Origin of the sequence: Parasporobacterium paucivorans DSM 15970, assembly GCF_900141895.1 — a bacterium.
GTDB lineage: Bacteria > Bacillota > Clostridia > Lachnospirales > Lachnospiraceae > Parasporobacterium > Parasporobacterium paucivorans.
Map to the genome: position 1 here is coordinate 19,628 of NZ_FQYT01000019.1, position 19,545 is coordinate 39,172.

At 46.1% G+C, this 19,545-nt stretch carries 18 protein-coding genes; 13 read left to right on the forward strand and 5 right to left on the reverse strand.

Going from position 1 to position 19,545, the window contains the following annotated elements; genetic code table 11:
- The first annotated feature begins 2 nt into the window (after positions 1 to 2).
- The 6 genes from BUA79_RS09055 to BUA79_RS09075 all read left to right on the forward strand — a co-directional run bounded on the left by BUA79_RS09055 (position 3) and on the right by BUA79_RS09075 (position 4,211).
- The gene (locus BUA79_RS09055) at positions 3 to 1,127 is read left to right on the forward strand and encodes a pilus assembly PilX N-terminal domain-containing protein (protein ID WP_073994117.1); all 1,125 of its coding nucleotides are present in this window, start codon (positions 3 to 5) and stop codon (positions 1,125 to 1,127) included.
- A 41-nt stretch (positions 1,128 to 1,168) separates the two neighbouring features.
- On the forward strand, positions 1,169 to 1,609 hold the full coding sequence (locus BUA79_RS09060; protein WP_073994118.1) for a type IV pilus modification PilV family protein: 441 nt from the start codon (positions 1,169 to 1,171) through the stop codon (positions 1,607 to 1,609).
- Positions 1,610 to 2,155, forward strand: coding sequence for a PilW family protein (locus BUA79_RS09065; RefSeq protein ID WP_073994119.1), 546 nt, complete (start codon positions 1,610 to 1,612; stop codon positions 2,153 to 2,155).
- Between the two features lie 569 nt (positions 2,156 to 2,724).
- Positions 2,725 to 2,967: a site-specific integrase gene (locus BUA79_RS12675; RefSeq protein WP_207647336.1), complete on the forward strand. Its 243-nt coding sequence runs from the start codon at positions 2,725 to 2,727 to the stop codon at positions 2,965 to 2,967.
- 68 nt (positions 2,968 to 3,035) lie between these two features.
- The gene (locus BUA79_RS12680) at positions 3,036 to 3,593 is read left to right on the forward strand and encodes a tyrosine-type recombinase/integrase (RefSeq protein ID WP_207647337.1); all 558 of its coding nucleotides are present in this window, start codon (positions 3,036 to 3,038) and stop codon (positions 3,591 to 3,593) included.
- Positions 3,594 to 3,611: 18 nt separating this feature from the next.
- Positions 3,612 to 4,211 carry a hypothetical protein gene (locus BUA79_RS09075; protein WP_073994120.1) on the forward strand — a complete coding sequence of 200 codons (600 nt, stop codon included), beginning with the start codon at positions 3,612 to 3,614 and terminating at the stop codon, positions 4,209 to 4,211.
- An 84-nt stretch (positions 4,212 to 4,295) separates the two neighbouring features.
- On the opposite strand, the gene BUA79_RS09080 is transcribed toward BUA79_RS09075, so the two are convergent.
- Together BUA79_RS09080 and BUA79_RS12815 are read right to left on the reverse strand one after the other, a co-directional pair.
- Entirely contained in the window at positions 4,296 to 4,874 is a 579-nt protein-coding gene (locus BUA79_RS09080; protein WP_094757404.1) for an IS66 family transposase, read from the reverse strand.
- A 413-nt stretch (positions 4,875 to 5,287) separates the two neighbouring features.
- A complete protein-coding gene (locus BUA79_RS12815; RefSeq protein WP_073994122.1) occupies positions 5,288 to 5,659 on the reverse strand; it encodes a prepilin-type N-terminal cleavage/methylation domain-containing protein in 372 nt (123 codons plus the stop codon).
- A 286-nt stretch (positions 5,660 to 5,945) separates the two neighbouring features.
- Between BUA79_RS12815 and BUA79_RS09090 the strand changes: the two genes are divergently transcribed.
- Complete coding sequence (locus BUA79_RS09090) at positions 5,946 to 8,330, forward strand: hypothetical protein (RefSeq protein WP_073994123.1); 2,385 nt, start codon at positions 5,946 to 5,948, stop codon at positions 8,328 to 8,330.
- A gap of 2 nt (positions 8,331 to 8,332) precedes the next feature.
- Positions 8,333 to 9,604, forward strand: coding sequence for a hypothetical protein (locus BUA79_RS09095; protein ID WP_073994124.1), 1,272 nt, complete (start codon positions 8,333 to 8,335; stop codon positions 9,602 to 9,604).
- A 20-nt stretch (positions 9,605 to 9,624) separates the two neighbouring features.
- Here the strand turns inward: BUA79_RS09095 and BUA79_RS09100 are convergent, their stop codons facing one another.
- Positions 9,625 to 10,389, reverse strand: a complete 765-nt coding sequence (locus BUA79_RS09100) for a prepilin peptidase (RefSeq protein WP_073994125.1) — start codon at positions 10,387 to 10,389, stop codon at positions 9,625 to 9,627.
- A 96-nt stretch (positions 10,390 to 10,485) separates the two neighbouring features.
- On the opposite strand from BUA79_RS09100, the gene BUA79_RS09105 reads away from it, so the two are divergent.
- Entirely contained in the window at positions 10,486 to 12,165 is a 1,680-nt protein-coding gene (locus tag BUA79_RS09105) for a GspE/PulE family protein (protein WP_073994126.1), read from the forward strand.
- 26 nt (positions 12,166 to 12,191) lie between these two features.
- Entirely contained in the window at positions 12,192 to 13,253 is a 1,062-nt protein-coding gene (locus BUA79_RS09110) for a type IV pilus twitching motility protein PilT (RefSeq protein ID WP_073994127.1), read from the forward strand.
- 10 nt (positions 13,254 to 13,263) lie between these two features.
- Here BUA79_RS09110 and BUA79_RS09115 read toward each other — a convergent pair whose 3' ends face one another.
- Positions 13,264 to 15,156 carry an ATP-binding protein gene (locus BUA79_RS09115; protein ID WP_073994128.1) on the reverse strand — a complete coding sequence of 631 codons (1,893 nt, stop codon included), beginning with the start codon at positions 15,154 to 15,156 and terminating at the stop codon, positions 13,264 to 13,266.
- A 198-nt stretch (positions 15,157 to 15,354) separates the two neighbouring features.
- Here BUA79_RS09115 and gndA point away from each other — a divergent pair, with 198 nt between their 5' ends.
- From gndA to BUA79_RS09130, 3 genes are read left to right on the forward strand one after another with little or no spacing between them, the layout of a single operon-like run.
- A complete protein-coding gene (gene gndA / locus BUA79_RS09120; RefSeq protein WP_073994129.1) occupies positions 15,355 to 16,761 on the forward strand; it encodes an NADP-dependent phosphogluconate dehydrogenase in 1,407 nt (468 codons plus the stop codon).
- Between the two features lie 36 nt (positions 16,762 to 16,797).
- The gene (zwf, locus tag BUA79_RS09125) at positions 16,798 to 18,291 is read left to right on the forward strand and encodes a glucose-6-phosphate dehydrogenase (RefSeq protein WP_073994130.1); all 1,494 of its coding nucleotides are present in this window, start codon (positions 16,798 to 16,800) and stop codon (positions 18,289 to 18,291) included.
- A 13-nt stretch (positions 18,292 to 18,304) separates the two neighbouring features.
- A complete protein-coding gene (locus tag BUA79_RS09130) occupies positions 18,305 to 18,940 on the forward strand; it encodes a cyclase family protein (protein WP_073994131.1) in 636 nt (211 codons plus the stop codon).
- 61 nt (positions 18,941 to 19,001) lie between these two features.
- Here BUA79_RS09130 and BUA79_RS09135 read toward each other — a convergent pair whose 3' ends face one another.
- Positions 19,002 to 19,364, reverse strand: coding sequence for a NifB/NifX family molybdenum-iron cluster-binding protein (locus BUA79_RS09135; protein ID WP_073994132.1), 363 nt, complete (start codon positions 19,362 to 19,364; stop codon positions 19,002 to 19,004).
- Positions 19,365 to 19,545 lie beyond the last annotated feature (181 nt).

Below are 19,545 nucleotides of genomic sequence, written 5' to 3' on the forward strand. Positions count from 1 at the left end.
TTATGAAGCTACCGTTAAACAATAAAGGGGCAGCACTGGCCATGGTCATTATCGTGATGGTAGTCCTGATGATCCTTGGTACGTCTGCTTTGGCCATGGGTCTGTCGGAGACCAAATTTTCAGTGGCAAACGAAAAAAAAACACAGGCAGAATACATAGCAAAAGCAGGAGCAGACATCGCAGCGGACTTATTTATCAGGGACAATAATTTTTCAGGAACCAATATTTTCACAAGCCCTTTAGCCTGGGGAAACGGAGTAATCAGCAGCGTCACGGCGAACAAGGTGGATAACGCAGGCTTCATAAATGACTATGTCAACATCACTTCTACGGGCACAGTTGATTCATCCAGCCGTACGGTTTCTTTGCGCCTGTCCAAAAAGACGGAAGCGGAGGTTTTCGACGGGATTAGACTTATCGGAGCACAATCGGAATTCAACTTAAAAGCCCTGGATATTTCACATGATGCCAACAAAGTGGTTAACATAACTGCAAATGTCCCGGATGCTTCGAATATACTTTTAAGCACGGGCGACGCAGCGGACCCTGGCATTGTTAAAAATGTGAGTGATATAGCTTATCCTCCAGTGGTTATCCCTCCGGCAGGGACCTATTCTTCACCGGATACAATTACCGGCACGGCTGTTCTTGATAAACCCTATTATGATTTGAAAACACTGAAAAACGGCAATAATGAACTCATAACGTTTAAAGTTGCTGCAGGAAGTGAAATGACAGTGATTGTTGACGATCTGGAATTTAAGGGAAATGCTACTGTCACTGGAGGCGGAAAGGTCCGGATTTACATCAGGAATACATGTCAAATTTGGACGCCCATTAGCGTCAACACATCATCAACAGGCTATCTGTTCTTTTATATCGCAAAAGACAAAAAGCTGGAATTTCAGGCCAATGGAACCTTAACCGCTTACATCTATGCACCGGAAGCGACCATACAGCTGAATTCAGATGCTACTACGTTGGTCGGATCCATGGTCGGCAAACTGATACTCAAAAATCCTTCCGGAGAAGGTCCTCACGGCCAATTCTATTATGCTCCCCTGCCGGAAGGGGATACGGTTACCCCTTTGGATTACGGGTACACAAAGCGTTACTATTATAAATAACTACAACAGATTACTATTCCCAAAACCAGCGGGGTGAAAGAATGAAGCCAATAAAATCCAACCGGGGACTGACACTGGTAGAGATTATAGTAGCGATTGCCATTTTGGGAATCATACTGACTGCCATCCTCAGCATGTTCGATGTATCCATAAAAGAAACCTTTAAATCCGGTTTCAGATCAAAAGAAGTAATGGAAGTCCAGGACATAATTGATGATCTCCAGACAAAATTCAGCCAGGGTTCCAGTTCATCAAGTGTAATAGAAACCTACCTGAGCGGTAAAGGGTATAACAAGGCCGCCACTGCAAGTGCACTTTCAACCAAGGTTGGAACCAAAAATGTAAATTATTTTGTGCAATACAAGGAAATAACCAGCGGTGCCACAACAGCAAAAGGCTACGAGGTCAGCGTATTGAAGTTCTTCAATAACGACAACAATACTGTCCGGCTTACCGCCTTTATATACAGGAGTGTGGAATAAATGACAAATCGAATTCTCAGAAAAAATAGAAAAGGCATGACTCTGGTTGAGCTTATAGTAGCCATGGTAATCCTGGGAATCGTAATGCTGGCAGTCACTTCCTTCTTCCTTTCAAGCAACAAGATATACGTTGTGGGAAGAGATCAAAGAAGTGTGCAGAGCGAATCCAGACTGGCGCTGGACCAGATCCTGATGGACATCAGGTACGCAAAGGAGATCTCTTTGCTGCCTGCAACCTTGGCACAAACAGAAAAATCAACGACAACGTATAATTACATATATTTCAAAGACGGATTAATTTATCGATCTATTTACAACACTGCTACATCAACCCGTAATGATCAGGCTTTGCAGGGCAATTTTTCCGAAGCTCAATCCTCATTCAGCAAAGCTGGTGACACAGCAATACAGATTGTGGTAGGCAATGATGAAGGAAGTCAAAGTTATATTATCGATTCGACCATTCAGATTCCCAACCTGCTGCTGACAAATCCAAAAGGGAAACTTACCGGGGATAATATGTCAAAAGCAGTGAAATTTAAATGATAATCATTAAATTTATATAATATTCATACACAAATGGGGCGTCGCAAAACAACTGATTTTTAGTTATGGAGCTATGCTCCTCTTTTTTTGCCTTTGGAAAGTTCTTGTTCTGGTCAGTTGAAATAAGAAGGGGTTTTGACGCAATCAAAGCAGTAACTAATTCGCCCACACAGGATTATAAACTGTCTAATATATAATAAAAACACCTTCCTGTAAAAAATCCTGCAAAAATAAACATAAACAACGGCACATTTTGGTAATGCCGTATAAGTTGCATGATTTATAGTTGAACTGTGGCTATACACATATCCTTTTCTGCAGTATTTGAAACCCGATTAACCAAGACAGTGTCTATAAGATGAGCCAGGTTTCTTGTATCTTCAAAGGTAGGCAACCATTGTGCTCGTGAGCTTAATGATGACTTTGCAGATGAATTGAACCATATTAATGATGAAATGCAGAACTTCAGAGTGATAAATGTTATTAACAAATAGCTTGATAGGAAGACTTTTATACGAGCAATATTACAAAACAAGAGGTTACAAACAACATGGAAAGGAGCGAAAAGGATGCTTTTTAATGAAGCTGCCAACAAGTTTTTTGACTATATGGCCAGCATTGATAGGAGTCTAGGAACCATTGATATTTATTCCAGGGACCTGGTTATTATTAGGCGATTTTTAGAAGAACGTAATAATGGACCTGTGTACATTGAAGATGTTACTCAGGATGATTTAGAAGCCTTTATGCGATTTGCAAAAGAAGTAAAAGGTTATTCGGCAAACACCAAGAGCGGTTTCTTTTTACACTGAGAAGCTTCTACGCACTTGCTTATAAAAAAGATATTGTTGCTAAGAATATTGCATTATCCATGGATTTCATGAGAATGCCAAAAAAAGAACGAAACTATCTTACGGAAGAAGAAGTGGATGCAACCATAGAAGAAATTGATAACAACCTGATAAGGCTAATGGCCACATTCTTATTTAATACTGGACTTAGAATCTCTGAATGCTTAAACCTTAAAATGAATGCTGTGGATTTTAAAAAACGCATCATACATGTGCGTCAAGGCAAAGGGAAGAAGGATAGGGTAGTCCCTATGAACAATAAGTTGTACGATTTACTTTTGGACTATAGGGATAATTGGCGTGAGGCTTATACATCAGACAACTTTTTTGCAACGAGGAGAACGGGTTCGATTTCCTATTCGCATGTCAATTCAACAATAAGAAAAGCTGCAAAGCAGGCAGGCATTAACAAGCAAGTGTCTTGCCACATCTTAAGGCATTCGTTTGCTTCTGCACTGGTTAAAAAGAATGTTGGAATCGTTCAAATACAAAAGCTACTCGGACATGAGAGCCTGGCGGTAACTTCAATCTATACGCACACAAATACGGAAGCGTTATCAGACGCGGTAAATGCACTCAATGATTAAACGAGAGGGGGGATTAAAATGGCACTTGTTGATTGTAAAGAACCCGTTTTTGATAGGCAGGTAGATAAAATATTAGGAATGCTTGAAGATGGAACAGACCGAGTGGAAATCGCTGAAAAGCTTGGATATAAAAATCCGATGTCCCTTGATAACTATATGAGATGGCGTAACTTCTCCTGGGACTCAAGACAAAGGAATTTCGTGCCGGCAACGGAGCGGTATTCTGGTAGGGGAAGAGATAATTTAATGCAATTGCATGGCACATCAAAAGCAGCACTAATTATATCCCTCTTTTCACAGGGGGAATCTGATGCGAAAGATATCGCCAGACAGGTCGGCTTCGATACGCATACGGAACTGGCCAGCTACATGAAGAGAAAAGGCTACGAATGGGACTCCCTAAAAGGGAACTATATAAAAACTTCTGGTGATAAGATACAACAGTCGGGAGGTCATGCTCATCTTGATGAGAATGCTTCTATGGCTGTAATGCTTGAAAATATCTTGCCGCTGCTAAAAAACTTACAAAACACTGACCAACAACCATCAATATCTGAAGAAAAACAGAGCCTGCCAAGATATCAAGTTAAGGTAAACGGTAGTCCATGTGTACCTTGACAAAGAATGCCGCCATTACCGGCGGCAAATACTTGATTATTTATTGGCTATTGTTTTGCGGCATTCCTCAGGTAGCGATTTGGACTATGGAAGCAGTTCTTTCATGAAATCCAGACTGGTATCCTCCTGATGTTTTGGGATTTCAGTATGCAGATGTTTGAAATACTTGTAGGGCTTCAGATTGTTGGTTTTCGCTGTCTCAGCAATGCTATAGATGATGGCACTTGCTTTTGCTCCATTTATGGTATCAATCAGATGCCAGTTGGCTTTTCCTACGCAAAAGCCCCGGATAGCCTGCTCCTCAGCGTTGTTGTCTGCAGGAACCAGACCATCTTCCAGGAATACCCTTAGATACTTTTCCTGATTCAGGCAGTAGGTAAAGCCTTTTCCGGTCTCGGATTTTTTGGGTACCTTATCCCGGCTTTCCCTTATCCACGCAAAGAAGGCCTCTACCAGTGGTCTGACACTGAGCTGACGCCTTTTCGCACGTTCCCCAGGAGTGAGTTTTGCAAGACTTTCCTCAATCTTGTAGATAGCACCGATCTGTTTCAGCGCCTGGTAGGCAAAGGTATCCTTTGCCTTGTCCTTGCCGAGTGCCTTTACCACATCGGCAAACCGCCTCCTGGCGTGGGACCAGCAGCCTGCTATCTTCAGGAACTGAATCGGGTCTTAGGTAGCCCCAACAGTGGAATAGATGGTCAGTTTTGAATTTTTGTTCCCCATAACTCTTCCAATACTTTAAGATAAAAAGCTAGAAGCAGATTTCACACCGTTTCTAGGAATTTATTTTATTCTGTTTTACAAGCATCAACCCCAACAATCGAGATTGAACCGGATTTTCCTGAAACTTCCACATTTATTATTGAGCCTTTATATAAAGCGGATAAGGGACAAAGTCCCCGGCCAGGTCTTTGTCCCTTAAGATATTATCCCTCTTCAGCATAAACTTATCAGTTTACACATATTGTGAAACAAACAATCAACTCTCCTGACTTTTATTTGAGACCAGGCATGATATTAATTTAAAATAGTGTAATTTGGATAGCAAATAACAGTATAATTTGTTATCTTCTAGTTTACGGGGTTACGGTTATAACACCATCAACGCATGTAGCTTTATAATTTCCTAAGGTATAAACAAAATCAATATTACCGCTAGCGTCTGAGCTTGGAGTTGCAGCTAATGTACCTTTTAGAGTTCCAGCTAATCTTAATATATCAGCATCAGTGATAGCACCATCCTCTGCAAATGCTGCTGATGCAGCCGTTAATACTGTTCTGGCATCTGCTTCTGCCGCACCCTTTTTAGCAGTATCTGTAAATCCAGCTATCCTCGGAACTACGATCGCTGCCAAAATACCAATAATTACAATTACGACGATAAGCTCAATCAGCGTGAAGCCTTTACGGTTCTTGAGTTTTCTGCTTCTCTGAATCAATTTGTTCATGTGTTTTCCTCCCTTATTATGAAATTTTGATAAAAATAAAGATGACTATGATTTATTCTAACATGATTGAATCATTTAATAAAGGAATTTTTCATCTTTTCTTGAAAAATCTCGGCCATTCTGAATGTATTTTTTTTAGATCAACCATCATTTCCTAAAACCCCCCCAAATATAGCACTTCAAGGCCCCGGTTTTGATTAAATAGCTATCGGAATTATTCCCTTTTGTGCTATAATAATTTCAATAGAAAAGAAAATTACTATGCACAGAGAAAGGGAATTGCTGGATGAATATTTCATGGATTTCTATTTTTGCTACGTTAAAGCCGGCCATACTTCTGGCGGCACTGATCCCCTTTTTGATTGCCCTGTTCATGTGGATACTGTTCTACCAGCGTTACGACGCAGCGACACTGGGCAGGATTCGGAATTCCTTTAAAAAGCTTGCAGATGACGGAGAGAAGATCAAGGACTGCAAACGAGAAAACATCTCTTTTATGGACGAAATGGTCATCCGTATGGCTCCGCCCTATTTTCTGGAAGCCTGGCTCCGGATGCGGACGCAGATTGAAAAAAACTATAAAGGCGATTTCATCCCGGAAGGACAGTCCTTCTATGATTTCGAGGCCATGGTATCTGGCCCGGGATGCAGGAGCCGGCTGGATTCCATATGGAAAAGCTTCTGGGTATTAGCTATCATAACCCTCGCTGCCCCTATCGGGATGGCCGCACTGTTTCAGCAGGAAGCCCTGTTGGGCGCCCGGGTTCTGGGCGGAAGCCTTTTTGTGCTTCTTTGCCTCGGAAACCTGGTCTTTACCTTGCTGGATCAGAGGATGTATTTCAGTGTAAGGACGGAATACCACAGATTCATCGGAATCTTCAACCGTGTGATTCCGGTTGCCAAGGCGGAAGTGGCGATGCTGCTGGAAGCCACCCAGAGAAACCAGGAGGCCTACCAGGCCGCCACCCAGGAGATTGTCAGGAAGTTTGATACCATGGTGGATAATACCCTGCTTCCGGCCCTGGAAGATTCCATTGAAATGATCATGCGCAGCAATCTGGTACCTGCCCTGCATAATATAGAACGCACTCTGGATTCCAACATGAGCAGAACCCTTGAGATCCAGGAAAAGGGTATGGAACAGATGACTACGGATTTTGCAGACCGCCTTGGAGAAACGGTAGTTGAGAAGATGTCCGGACTGGCCGACACCATCGGGAATGTGCAGAATTCCATGGAAGTACTGAATCAGAACATGATGGACCATGTCAGAAGCATGACCGAGGCCATGGATTCCACCCTGGATTTACAGGAAAAGTCCATGGAACGGATCAGCAGCATGTTTGCCGAGACATTTACCGGAACACTTGATACCCAGATGTCCAGCCTGATCATGTCCATCAGCGACGTAAGAAGACCGTTGGAAGAGCTGAACTTAAGCCTTGGAAACCATGTCATGCAGCTGCAGGAGACCACCAGGACCAGCATGGAGCTGCAGAGGGAACAGACTTCCCGGTCGATATCCCTGCAGGACGAACGCATCACCCAGATGGTCGACGCCCAGGATCAACGCATTACCCAGATGATGGACCAGCAGGTGCAGCAGATGGCGGCGCTTACCGTTTCTTTTACAGAAGCCCTCACCGATACGTTGCATGAAAATATAACCGGACTGAACCAGCAGATCGGCGGGCTTCAGACCCAGATGGACGTATTGAATCAGAAGCTTTCTTCCAACATTGATGAATTGGGGAATATGCTGCATCAGCAGCACGAAGTTCTGGAGGAATCGGCGAAAATGCTGATGAGCTCCGGGGAAAACCAGGAGAGGACCATTGCGGAGACCAGGGAAATCCAGCGCAGGGCCGTGGAGAACAGCGAACAGCTAGGCCAGCATGTGCAGAGAATGGCCGATACTATTGTCCAGCTGACGCAGCAGACCCAGACCTTCAGCCAGGATGCATTCAAATTCACCAGGGATACCAATGAAGCCCAGGTCAGGGTTCTGGAGGATGTGAAGCTCTCCCAGGATAAACTGGAAGCGGCGGTAAACGAAACCATGAGCCAGTATGCCAGAATGAACGATATGATATCCGGCATGATGGACAATATCACCCAGCGGATGAATGAAGCAATGACAAATGCAGGCAGGGAGATCGCTCATGGCATCAAGGAGGTCACTGCGGATAATGCGGAAGCAATCAGCAACCTGACCGAACAGGCGCAGAACCTGCGGAACGATTATGAGACCTATTTCTCCCGTCTGGAGGACAGCACATACAAAACATTGGAGGACATGGACTACCAGATACGGGGTATTATCGGCAGGATTACAGAAGATATCGGTGCGATGATGAAGGAGAATACAGAGGCAAATGCGGACATACTGGGAAGGTACAAGGACAATACCACGGATCTTCTCCAGTCCTTCGATGAACAGGCCCGCAGCATCGGCCTGTATGCCAAGGAAATCAACATGGATATCACGGATCTTTCCAATAATCTTCAGGCTTCTGTTGGAGAATTCAGCAGCAAAATGCAGGAAGGGGTACGGATGACCCTCGGCGAATTCGACAGTGGGCTATCCGAGCTTACCCAGAGGATCGCCAACACAGTGGAAAGCATCAGCGATGCCGTGGAGGCCCTCCCTGATGCCCTGGGCAGGAAATAAATATGGATATGACGAGCAGCATTACTGGACCTGAGAAATTCAAATCCATAATAAACAGCCTTCGGGGCAGGTTTTTCACGGTGGAGGAGTTTCCCCGAATCCCGCGGGAGCTTCTGCCCCAGAATGTCCTGCAGGAGACTATGGAGCTGAAGGCGGGGGATATCCGCCACTATGCGGTCCGGCTTAAAGGAAAAGAGTTGGAAGGACTCATTCTTGATTTGCGGGAGACTGCAAAACGGGAAGAAATGCAGAGGGCAGCCGAGATTCTGACGTACCGGATTTCCCCAAGGATTTTAAAGCTGCTGACCATACTGTATCAGTATCATTCGGATTCGGAGGGTCTGAATCTTGTGTTGAACAGGATGGCCGGGATAATAGAAGAAAAGGATGATTCTTCCAGGGAAGCTGCCTTTGTAAGAAGATTCGGTGCTGTAGAAGACAAGGTTTCTGCAGCGTGCGGGGCTGTTGATGAATATGAAATGGACATCGACAAGTGCTTCCAGGCGTTGGGGATCTACCGGCAGAGCCCCTTTGCAGAAGAAGTGGTTTTGTGCTACCTGGGAAACACATCCAGGGAAGGAATGATGACGAACCGCGCATGGATCGTTTCAGCAATCGGATACCACGAAAACACAAGGCTTTATCCTCTGATTTCCAATTACTTATCCGCCTTCAGCCTGATAGAACTCCATGATGGAATCAATCTGGCAATCCTGAATAAAATTGGCCAGCCCTACACAAGCCCGGACTGGGAACCCTACAAGGTGGATTTGCGGGATAAATTTGCCCAGTGGTGCTTCCTTCATCAGCTGAAGCTTCATTCTATCCGATTTCCCAAGAAGTTTTCTGTTTTAAGGAAATATTATGATCAGGTAAGAAGCAGCTATGTGGTCAAGGAGGAAAACCTGATGGTCATTGACCTTGGAGATATCGTAATAGCAGACACCGCAGACGATCCTTATTCATTTTTTTATGAAAAAAGGGTATTCGAAAAAGAAATGGCCGACTGGAAAGCAAGCCAGGAGGAGCAGGAAAATTGGTCGTCGGAAGCAGGGGAGGAAAGACCCAGGGAGTATCGGCCCTCTTTTCTGCGTCTGGACAAAAGGAACTTGACGGCCCGGGATTTTATGATTGAAGAAATCGAAGAACCCTGCATAAAGCTCAGCTATGAGGGCATTGACGTGCTGTATATTCAGGAAATGCTGGATATTAAGATTGGCCTCGAGCCGGATATGCGCAGAAAGCAGCTGGCAAAGATTAGAAAGAGGCAGTAGACAGGGATTTCCGAGGTGACCTACAAGATAATGGACAGATACAGGGCCAAGAGCCGATAGCCGGCCAGCACACAGGTGATGATTCCCAAAGACAGCATAGGACCGAAGGGCAGGGCGGTCTTCCGGGAGCCTTTCTTGACCAGAATGACAAATATGGATACCACCCCGCCGTACAGAGCGCCCGCGAAAAGGGAGAGAAGGATCAGCTTCCATCCGATAAAAAGACCGGCAGCAGCCATCAGCTTAATATCGCCGCCGCCCATGCCTTCCGGAAATATCAGACCCAGAATAAAAAGAGGCACGGAAGCTGCAAAGAAGCGGATAACCCAGGTTTGCCAGGGAACGCCCAGGAAAACGGTCTGATAAAATCCATTGGCAACGCCTAAAACCAGCATGGCCACCACGAGGCCATCCGGAATAATCTGATATTTCAGGTCGATGAAGGAGAGGACGACCAGGATGGAGAACAGCGCAGCAAAAAACAAAAGCGGTACGGATAAGCCATACACCCAGTAAAGCAGCAGATAAAGCACCGCATTCAACAGCTCCACGGCAGGATAGATAGGGGAGATTTTTTCACCGCAGTTCAGGCACCGACCCCTTAGGAATATATAGCTGAATAAAGGGATGTTGCAATACCAGGGAATCAGGGAATTGCAGGAAGTGCAGTAGGAACGTCCCTTTACAATGGTTTTGTTCAGAGGAATGCGGTATATGCACACGTTGAGAAAGCTGCCGATCAGCAGGCCGAAAACAAAAATCAGGATAGGAATTGCTGCAGTCATCGAAACGAACCACCTTTGCTTAATTTTTTATTAAAGAAAATGAAATCTAATTTATAATAGCATAAAACAATAATTATTCAAGATGGAGATGAATATATGGGTGCCAATCACAGAAAATTAGGGGAAATACTTGTTGAAACCGGAGCCATTACAGCTGCGCAGCGGGATGAAGCTCTGCTGGTATCAAAAACAAATAGAAATGTCCTGGGAACCACTCTTGTAGAGCTGGGCTATATCGATGAGAAAACGCTCTATAAAGGATTGGAGTACCTTTTCCATGTCCCGTATATTGACCTTTCCAGCATTTTGATAGACAAAGAAGCAACCAGCATGATTTCCGAGGAATTAGCCAAGAAACATAATATCATCCCTATCAAAAAAGAGGGAAAAGTACTGACCGCCGTTATGTCGGACCCCCTCAACTTTTACGCCCTGGACGATATCAGGAATGCCACGGGAATGGAAATCAGCGTGGCGATTTCACCCCAAAAGGACATCGCCAGCGCCATAGACCGATATTATGGCAGCGAGATAGCCGAGAAGGCTTTTGAAGATCTTCAGAAGGAGTATGGGAAGCTGGATGTGTCCGCTCTCAGCGAGATTTCTGAAAGCGAAGTGGCCAACGCGCCGGTTGTCCGCCTGATCAATTCCATGCTGCAGCATGCGGTCAAGTCCAACGCCAGTGATATCCACATCGAGCCGACGGCAACGAAACTGATTGTCCGATTCCGGGTGGACGGTCAGCTGCAGGAGGTCATGACTTCCTCCATGTCGGCGCACCCCGCCATTTCCACCAGGATAAAGATCATGAGCGATATGGATATTGCTGAAAAAAGGCTTCCCCAGGACGGACGTGTGGAAACGGTTGTGGATGGCAAGAATATTGACCTGCGTGTCTCCCTCCTTCCCGGAGTTTATGGAGAAATCATCGTAATACGTGTCCTCGGCGGGCAGAATGTAATCCTGGATAGAAGACAGCTTGGGATTTCTGAAGCCAACATGCTTCTATTCGACAAACTGATCAAAAGCCCCAACGGCATCATACTGGTTTCAGGACCAACAGGTTCCGGTAAGACCACAACCCTGTACACTCTGCTGAAGGAACTGAACAAGCCGGAAGTCAATATCATCACCGTAGAAGATCCGGTTGAGTATAAGCTGGAAGGGATCAACCAGGTGCAGGTAAATGTAAAAGCCGGGCTGACCTTTGCCAACGGCCTCCGGTCCATATTGCGACAGGATCCGGACATCATCATGATCGGCGAGATTCGTGACTCGGAAACGGCAGAGATTGCCATCCGGGCATCCATAACGGGCCATCTGGTGCTCAGCACCATCCATACCAATGATTCGGCATCTTCCGTTGCCCGTCTGGTGGACATGGGAATTGAACCGTACCTGGTTTCCTCTTCTCTGGTAGGCGTGGTTGCCCAGCGTCTTGTGCGGAACATCTGCCCCCGCTGCAAAACCTCCTACAGGCCTTCCCATGATGAAATGCTCATGCTGAAGATGAAGGAGCCGGCGCCGCTCTACAAGGGAGCCGGATGCCCCGCCTGCAATTTCACCGGATATAAGGGCAGAACGGGTATTTATGAGATTCTGGTCGTAACGAAGGAAATCCGGGAACTGGTAAACAGAAGAGCCTCCATTGACCAGATTGCGGCCATGGCAGTCAGACAGGGCGCCACTACCCTGCAGCAGAGCTGTACCGAACTGGTGCTCAGCGGCGTTACGACAGTCAGTGAGCTGGTCAAGGTAACCTACAGTGTGGACTGATTGAATTTATAAAGGGGGAGAAATGTATGAAATATGATTTGATGGAAATCCTGGAAAGGGCTTTGGAATTAAAAGCCTCGGATGCGCATTTTACCGTTGGAAAACCGCCTATCCTGCGTGTAAGGGGTGATTTGGTTCAATTGGGGGAAGAACTGCTGGAGCCTCAGGATACAGAGGAAGTCAGCCTCTTTATAATGAATGAGGAAAAGAGGGGAATTTTTGAAGCCAAGGGAGAGGTGGATTTTTCCTGGTCGCTGCCTACCACAAACCGGTACAGGGTAAATGTATATCGGCAGAGGGGCAGCTGTACGGTTGCCATGCGTATGATCAACACGAAAATTCCAACCGCAGAAGAGCTGCATCTTCCGCACATCCTGAATACGATGGCCCTGAAGCCCCGCGGCATGTTTCTGGTAACGGGCCCTACGGGTTCAGGGAAATCAACGACTCTGGCCGCCATGGTCGGACATATCAACAACAACCGGCAATGCCATGTCCTGACAATCGAGGACCCAATTGAATACATGCACAAGCATAACAAATGCATGGTCAACCAGAGGGAGATCGGCAGCGATTCCCAAAGCTTTTCCAATGCCCTGCGGGCTGCTTTGCGCGAGGACCCAGATGTGATCATGGTTGGAGAGATGCGTGACTATGAAACCATATCCACGGCGATTTCTGCTGCCGAGACAGGGCATTATGTACTGTCTACCCTGCATACTACAACCGCTGCCCAGACAATCGACCGTATCATCGACACGTTTCCGCCCCATCAGCAGCAGCAGGTGAGGACGCAGCTGGCCGCAGCGCTGCAGGGTATCGTCTGCCAGCAGCTGATTAAATCTTCCGATGGCAAGATAGTGGTTCCGGCCATGGAGGTTCTGATCGTAAATGATGCCATCCGGAATCTGATCCGGGAAGGGAAGAACCATCAGATCGACACCGTTTTGCAGACCAATATCAAGAACGGCATGATGCCCATGGATTATTCCCTGGCCCAGCTGGTCAAATCCAAAATCATTACTGTGGAGGACGCATTTACCCGATGTGTGGATCCGGAAATCTTCAAGCGGTACATGACCTCATAATGATAGCGATTCAAGGGGAGGTTCCCGATAATATCGAATGAATCTCAACCCCGTACCGGCGCACCATGTCCTGTTTGGTTTTCCTGAAGGCAGCAGACCGGTTATCCAGTTTATTTTGCTGTATGTAGCGCCGGGCCAGCTCGTCCGTAATGACATCAAGGAGCAATTCTGCAAGAAGGAGGCGGGCCCCATCCTTGAAACGCCCATATCCGTCCACATACAGGCGGACAGTGGGAGCCTCTGTGTTAATGATGATGAGCCGTTCTTCAGGACTGTAGACGGCTCTTTCTGTGTCGTTGTCCAGATTTCTCAGTGCATATCCTTTGAACAATTCGTTAGAAGCATGTCGGGAGGGCTCCGCTTCTGATCGGATTCCTGCTGGCTTTTCCGAAGGGGCATCTTCAGCGATGACGATTTCGCAGAACACGCTGTATTCCCCGGAAGACACAATCAGACGTCCCTTCTGCCCCGGCTGGCTGCCGGTTATCTGGAAGGAGAAATGCCCGTCTTCCGGTATGGCCTCCAAAGGGACGCTGTCGATATCCGGTTCAATACGGATGCCTTCCGGAAGCTGAAAATCAAAGTGGATTCTGCTCTGACCTCCAAGCCGGGACCTGTCGGCAACAAACATGATCTTAAAGGGATGATCCGCTTTACGGTAATAAAAAGAAGAAACAAAACGGAGTGCGGGACCCTTGTCCCCAGGCGTCCCGGAGGCCCGGTGCTTAGGGGGAATCCGGATTCCCAGTTCATCCCTTGCAATCACATTCATTTTCTGAAGTATGATCTCTATCATCAGTTGGGTACGCTGGGATATTTTGGCCCGTTCGACATGGCTGAGTCTTAATTGTTCGCTCTTTATGATATCGAACAGAAGGCGGCTGACTTCTTCGGAAAAAGCTTTTACGAATGGATCCTTCATATTCAGCCCTTCCCGCTCGTCGCTGATGATCGGGTGTCCCAATCCCAGCCTTTGGGACAAGGCATCACAGACAACCGTCCCGAATAAAAATTCCGTGCCAATCTGATTTTCAAATCGAAAAAACTGGCAGTCCAATATGGCATTCCCCGACAGGACGATAAGGCCGTTGGTCCTTTCATCGCCCCGAACCTCCAGCATGGCATCCTTGGCTCTCTTCAGGGTCAGCCTGAAGTCATATAATTGTCCCTGGAAACTGAAGGTTCCCCTTTCTTCTGGACCGATGAGAACTTCAGAAGCAGGCTCCCCAAATTGCAGAGGGAGTGGGGTCCTGGACTTTATTGGCTCATTCAGGTTTAACAGTTTTACATCCCTTCGCGAAAGGATATCCCGGAGATATATATTATTGGCAATCGCTGTCTGAAGTGAATTGAAATACGGGATGCTCACATCCGGATTATCGATGATTATGCTTATCCGTGTCCCGTTGCTCCCCTCGGGAATGCAGAGTCGCTGGTAGTCCTTTGAGGACGCCTCCAGGGCTCCGTCCCCGTCCTCAAAAAGATACTCTCCGGTCTGTGCCCGGTAAAGGTCTACCCTGCTGACGGCGCCATCCCTGATGGTCTCGATCCATCCATATCCCAGGCCATAAACGGCCTGCTTCAAACCTCGTCCGAAATAGCCCCTGCCTCCGCTTCCGTCCTTGGCAAGGCTGCTGTGAGCTCCCCCATAGGTCAATATCGAATGAAGCTGGTCGGCGGCCATTCCTTCCGCTTGGTCGGTAACTGTAATCAGGGCGCCTTTCAGATGCCTCTCATATCCAATCAGTATGCTTCCCGAAACAAGCCGTCCATCCCTTTCAAGACGGAGGTAACTGTCATCGCAGTTCGTGATAAGTTCCACAACTGCCTTTCCTATGGAAGAAAAACGCCGGGAGTCAATATCTATTACTCTCTGGTCAACGGGTAATACGAATACTGCCATAATGCCCCTCCTTTTTTGTCCTGGATCAAAAAATGCGGCTGCCTATCATTATGTATATTATAACATATGCAGACGGCAACGCCCAGACAGCAGTTCACAGTACGCAATCAATAAAAAAAGACAACAAAAAAGCCGTATTTTGTGTTATAAATAGGTATTCGACAGAGATTTGAAAAATAATTTTACGGAGGATGTCATATGAAAAAACAAGTTGGTGTAATCGGGCTTGCCGTCATGGGTAAAAATCTGGCATTGAATATAGCGGAAAACGGCTTTCGAACAGCCGTATATAACCGTTCCCCCATTAAGACGGAGGAGCTGATAAAAGAAACGCAAGAGGAACCGTTCCTGGACAATGTGGAGGGTTTTTACACAATCAGTAAATTTGTGGAATCCTTAGAAATCCCGCGCAAAATCATTATGATGGTCAAGGCAGGATCTGCGGTCGATGATACGATTCAGCAGCTGCTGCCACTGCTATCAGAAGGAGATCTCCTTATGGATGGAGGCAATTCCTATTATATGGATACAATCCGAAGAAGCAGGGAGCTCGAGAAGGCAGGAATACTCTATCTTGGGGCTGGCATTTCCGGGGGAGAAGAAGGCGCCAGAAAAGGACCTGCCATCATGCCCGGAGGTAAAAAAGAGGCATATGAGCTTATGGAACCTATATTGACGGCGATCTCCGCCAAGGCTGAGGGAGAACCCTGCAGCAATTACATCGGTGAAAATGGTGCAGGGCATTTTGTGAAAATGGTTCATAATGGCATTGAGTATGCCGATATGCAGCTGATCAGTGAGGCGTACCATATTATGAAGAAGGTGATAGGTCTGACCGCACGTGAGCTTCAGGATGTATTTTCGGAATGGAACAAGGGAGAACTGAACAGTTACCTGATAGAAATTACTGCCGATATTTTTGGAAAGAAGGATGACAGGACGGAGAATTATCTGGTTGATATGATTTTGGATGTTGCCGGACAGAAGGGAACCGGGAAATGGACCGGACAGATATCCCTGGACTTAGGGGTTCCGACCCCCACCATAACAACGTCTGTATACGAGAGATGCCTGTCTGCAATGAAACAGGAGAGAGTGAATGCCAGCAGGAGACTGAAGGGACCTAAGAACAAAGCAGAGAAATCGAGAGATTTTGTTGAAGCAATCCGAAGGGCCTTATATGCAAGTAAAATATGTGCATATGCTCAGGGGTTTGGCCTGCTCAGAGCGGCATCAGAGCAGTATGACTGGAAACTCCGTTATGGTGACATTGCAAAAATCTTCAGAGGCGGCTGCATCATCCGGGCCCAATTTTTAAATCAGATCAGCAAGGCATATGAAAAAAATCCGTCGCTGATCAATCTGCTGATGGAGGACTATTTTATGGATGCCATCAACGAATACCAGGAGGATTGGAGAGAGGTTGTCAGAACCGCTATTTCCAACGGTATCAGTGCACCTGCATTTTCAAGCAGTTTGGCGTATTATGACAGCTACCGGACCAGCGAACTGCCTATGAACCTTTTACAGGCACAAAGAGACTACTTTGGCGCACATACGTATGAACGGATCGATGCAGAAGGAACCTACCATACGAACTGGTAGGATAAAGCCACGGATATGTGCACGGAGGGAGATATTATGGCAGGAAAAGAAAAAGATAATTTATCGGCAATCTTAGTGATTTTTGGCGGTACAGGCGATCTGACAAACCGTAAGCTGATGCCCGCTTTATATAATCTTGTTCTTGATAAGCTGCTGCCGGAGCATTTTGCGGTTGTCAGCATCGGGAGACAGGATAAAACGGAAGAGGAATATAAGAAAGATATTTATGAATCCACCAAGAAGCATTCCAGAAATAAGATTGATGATACAATCTGGGATGAGCTTCAGAGGAAGATTCACTATTATCGGTTTGACTTTACCAATGCAGAGGGCTTTATTGGGCTGAAGGATTATCTTGATATGCTGGATGGTCAGACCGGAGCTGGAGGCAACCGTGTATTTTATCTGGCTGTTGCACCTGTATATTTTGAAACCATCGTCCATGGTCTGCAAATCAGCGATATGGCTTCAAAGCCGGACGCATGGAGTCGTCTGGTCATTGAAAAGCCCTTTGGCAAGGATTTAAAGACCGCACGAAATTTGAATTCTAAAATCCTGGAGGTGTTTTCTGAGAGGGATATTTACCGTATCGACCATTACCTGGGTAAGGAAATGATACAAAATATAATGGTCCTGCGGTTCTGCAATTCGATTTTTGAATCTATTTGGAATAACAAATTCATCGATAACATCCAGATTTCTTTGACGGAAGAGCTGGGTGTAGGTGCCAGAGGCGATTATTATGACCATGCAGGGGCGATGAGGGATATGGTGCAGAATCATATTATCCAAATATTGTCGTTAGTGGCTCTGGAACCGCCGATAAATCTCAAGACGGATTCCATCCGTACCGAAAAGCAGAAGATTCTGGAGGCTATTGAAGATATCACGCCGGAGTTTCTTCGGGATAATGTCGTTTTCGGTCAATATGGGCCTGGAGTTATTGATGGCAGCCCTGTTGTGGGATACCGTGAGGAGCTGAATGTTCCCGAGGACTCCGGAACAGAGACTTTCGTGGCCCTTAAGCTTCATATCAATAATTTTCGGTGGGCCGGGATACCTTTTTATATCCGGACCGGAAAGCGTCTGGGCCAGAGCTCATCGAATATTGTGGTGCAATTCAAGGATATGCCCAAAATCCTTTATTTTAAGGATAAGGAAATACAGGATCCAAATCTCCTGGTCCTGCGCATCCAGCCAAACGTGGGGGTATATTTTCAGTTTAACACAAAGGACTTTTCTTCCCACCATGAAATCGTTCCGACAAAGATGGACACCAGCTATTTCAGCCCGACCCAGGGAAATACGCCGGAAGCATATGAACGATTAATTCATGATATCCTGCGTGGTGATTCGACTCTGTTTTCCCGCTGGGATGAGGTAGAGGCGGCCTGGATGTTTGCGGACCATCTGATTCAATATAGAGAACAAAATGAGAGCACTTTCCCGAATTATGCCGCAGGATCTATGGGACCTGAGGAGGCGTTCGAACTGATGGCAAAAGATGGACGTAAATGGTGGCAGGTATAGAGGAGGCTGAGTTATGGAGAATGGGAGTAACAAAATATACGACATATCGATGCCAATTACAATGGATATGCCGGTATATAAAGGAAGAGAAGAAAAGCGGCCAATCATAACAGTGAACAGCGATTTTTCGACCGGAACAGTTTATGAAAGCTCTATACAGATGAATCTCCATACGGGGACCCATCTGGACCGGACGCTTCATATGATGCCGGAAGGCAATACGATTGAAACGGTGAAACTGGAAGAACTTTTTACAGAATGCAGAGTCCTGGACCTGACGCAGGTGGTGGAGAAAATCACGGAAGAGGATTTGTCCGGCAAGGATATCCATCCGGGAGATTTCGTTCTTCTCAAGACAAGAAATTCCTTAGAACCCATTCTGGAGAAGGATTTTATCTATCTGGACCGCAATGGAGCGGAATATCTGGCAAAAATTAAGATAAAGGGTGTTGGCATTGACTCTCTGGGAATAGAACGCAGCCAGCCGGGTCATGAAACGCATCTGGCCCTTATGGAAGCAGGAATTCATATTTTGGAAGGACTTCGGCTGGAGAAAGTTGCGGAAGGAAGATATCAGCTAATTGCCATGCCTCTGAATATCATCGGATCGGAGGCGGCCCCGGTTAGAGCAGTCCTGATTAAACAATAAAAAAAGAACGGTCCTGGCCAAGCAGAGGATCGTTCTTTTTTAATGCGCAAAATCAGGCGATTTAATTATGGCAGCCATGCGCATGTTCGTGGCATGAGTCTCCCGAGTCTGCAAGAGAGCCATCCAGCCACTTGAGAGCGACTTCTTTTACATCTCCGGTGCATCCTCGCAGCACTTCAATGCCGGAGGCTTTTAATACATTTACGGCGCCTTCGCCCATGTTTCCTGCAAGAAGGACTTTCACGCCGATTTCGGAGAGAGTCTGCGCAATATTGGATTTGCACCCGCAGCCGGAAGGAGAGGCGAGTGTTTCCTGACCGAGTATTGTTTTGTTAGTCATATCGAGTGTGAAGATAGTAAAATATTCACAGTGGCCAAAATGATCATCAATCAGATTTTGGCGGGATGGCAATGCGATTTTCATAAAATATTCCTCCGATGAATTTATAGGGTACGGTAATGTTGATATATGACAATTATAAACCAAAAATGACATATGTCAATAACAAAAAATGTCTAAAAATTAACAAGTCTGTTTAGTAGTTGTCGAATATGATAATAAATAAATTAAATTGACAAACAATTAATCCGGTATTACAATTTAA

Bases quoted from the DNA above. Each gene is read 5' to 3' on its own strand.
- BUA79_RS09055 (WP_073994117.1), top strand. From the start codon at position 3: ATGAAGCTACCGTTAAACAATAAAGGGGCAGCACTGGCCATGGTCATT.
- BUA79_RS09060 (WP_073994118.1), top strand. From the start codon at position 1,169: ATGAAGCCAATAAAATCCAACCGGGGACTGACACTGGTAGAGATTATA.
- BUA79_RS09065 (WP_073994119.1), top strand. From the start codon at position 1,610: ATGACAAATCGAATTCTCAGAAAAAATAGAAAAGGCATGACTCTGGTT.
- BUA79_RS12675 (WP_207647336.1), top strand. From the start codon at position 2,725: ATGCTTTTTAATGAAGCTGCCAACAAGTTTTTTGACTATATGGCCAGC.
- BUA79_RS12680 (WP_207647337.1), top strand. From the start codon at position 3,036: ATGAGAATGCCAAAAAAAGAACGAAACTATCTTACGGAAGAAGAAGTG.
- BUA79_RS09075 (WP_073994120.1), top strand. From the start codon at position 3,612: ATGGCACTTGTTGATTGTAAAGAACCCGTTTTTGATAGGCAGGTAGAT.
- BUA79_RS12815 (WP_073994122.1), bottom strand. From the start codon at position 5,659: ATGAACAAATTGATTCAGAGAAGCAGAAAACTCAAGAACCGTAAAGGC.
- BUA79_RS09090 (WP_073994123.1), top strand. From the start codon at position 5,946: ATGAATATTTCATGGATTTCTATTTTTGCTACGTTAAAGCCGGCCATA.
- BUA79_RS09095 (WP_073994124.1), top strand. From the start codon at position 8,333: ATGGATATGACGAGCAGCATTACTGGACCTGAGAAATTCAAATCCATA.
- BUA79_RS09100 (WP_073994125.1), bottom strand. From the start codon at position 10,389: ATGACTGCAGCAATTCCTATCCTGATTTTTGTTTTCGGCCTGCTGATC.
- BUA79_RS09105 (WP_073994126.1), top strand. From the start codon at position 10,486: ATGGGTGCCAATCACAGAAAATTAGGGGAAATACTTGTTGAAACCGGA.
- BUA79_RS09110 (WP_073994127.1), top strand. From the start codon at position 12,192: ATGAAATATGATTTGATGGAAATCCTGGAAAGGGCTTTGGAATTAAAA.
- BUA79_RS09115 (WP_073994128.1), bottom strand. From the start codon at position 15,156: ATGGCAGTATTCGTATTACCCGTTGACCAGAGAGTAATAGATATTGAC.
- gndA (WP_073994129.1), top strand. From the start codon at position 15,355: ATGAAAAAACAAGTTGGTGTAATCGGGCTTGCCGTCATGGGTAAAAAT.
- zwf (WP_073994130.1), top strand. From the start codon at position 16,798: ATGGCAGGAAAAGAAAAAGATAATTTATCGGCAATCTTAGTGATTTTT.
- BUA79_RS09130 (WP_073994131.1), top strand. From the start codon at position 18,305: ATGGAGAATGGGAGTAACAAAATATACGACATATCGATGCCAATTACA.
- BUA79_RS09135 (WP_073994132.1), bottom strand. From the start codon at position 19,364: ATGAAAATCGCATTGCCATCCCGCCAAAATCTGATTGATGATCATTTT.